Annotated in this window: 1 protein-coding gene; it reads right to left on the bottom strand. The window is 66.2% G+C overall.

From position 1 onward, the window contains the following. Positions 1 to 8: 8 nt before the first annotated feature. Positions 9 to 1,084 (bottom strand): IS630 family transposase gene (locus ACWGSR_RS37680; protein ID WP_453573976.1). Its coding sequence is split into 2 segments (ribosomal slippage): positions 9 to 631 and positions 631 to 1,084, totalling 1,077 coding nucleotides; the frame shifts between segments, so codons are not numbered across the junction. Between the last annotated feature and the right edge of the window lie 66 nt (positions 1,085 to 1,150).

The following is a 1,150-nucleotide window of genomic DNA, read 5'->3' as shown; positions in this document are numbered from 1 at the left end:
TACTGAGGTTATAGGCGTGATGTCGTGAGTGTGAGGCCGGTCGCGGTAAGGCAGCCGTCGATGACGTCGCTTCGGTACTGAATCTGGCGGAGACCGAGTCGTAGTCGGCGGATGAGGTCGTCGGGGTCGGCGAAGGCGGTGTTGGCCTGGCTGGTCCGACGGAGCACTGACCAGATGCCCTCAACTGGGTTGAGGTCAGGTGCGTAGGGCGGCAGGTGGTAGGCCACGACCCAGTCGTGGGTGTCGATGAACTCGCGCATTCGCCGGTCCTTATGGACGTTCAAATTGTCCCAGACGAGGACGATCGGCCCTCCGAGCTGCTGGTGGGCTGCGATGAGGAGGTCGCGGTACTCGGTCCAGGCGAAGCTTTTGCGGCCGCCGTTCTTGTGATCGGTGTGCCGTTTGGGCCGGTAAATCAGGCGGGATCGCATCCCGGGTTTGTAGCAGCACAGGGCTGCGATGGAGAAGCGCCGCTGGGACCGGCCCCGGACTCGGATGACCGGGGTGGACCCGCGTCTGCCCCAGGTGCGCGAGGTCGGCGGCGTCATCGAGAATCCGGCCTCGTCTTCGAAGACGAGCCAGGCCCCGAGCGCCGCCGCGGTGGTTCCAGGTGCGGCCACACCTCCTTCACCCAGCCGGCCACCGCCGCCTCGTCACGCTCGACCGCCCGACGGGCAGGAACCTGATGGCTCCAGCCGTGCCTGCGCAGCATCTGGGAGATGCCCGACAACGTCATGCTCTTGTGGAACCGTCGGCCGATCAGCGTCTTGATCCGCGCGAGCGTCCACCGCTGATCCGGCCAACCGTGAGCGACCGGGCCTTTGGCCAACTCCTCCTCAAGCACGGCGAACAGCACATCGCTCAGCTTCGGACGCGACGCCGGGCCACGGGAACGAACCGCGTCCCGGCCAGCCTCCCGCCAGGACCGCCGCCATCGCTGGACGGACCGGACGCTGACCCGTAACTCCTTCGCGATCTCCGTGCTGCCCCGCCCATCGGCGAACATCCCGACTGCTTCCATCCGGACCCGCTCACGGAACGCTTGTCTCTCCGCGGTCAGACCCCCACCCTGCGGATACCTCATACATCCGGCATACCGCGACGATCAGCAACCGTCAGCCCCTACGACAAGACGACTTCAAGGTCAGTA

The sequence above is a fragment of the Streptomyces sp. NPDC055632 genome (assembly GCF_053618675.1).
Note: the sequence above shows the minus strand (reverse complement) of the source record. Positions and strands in the feature narration are given on the sequence as shown.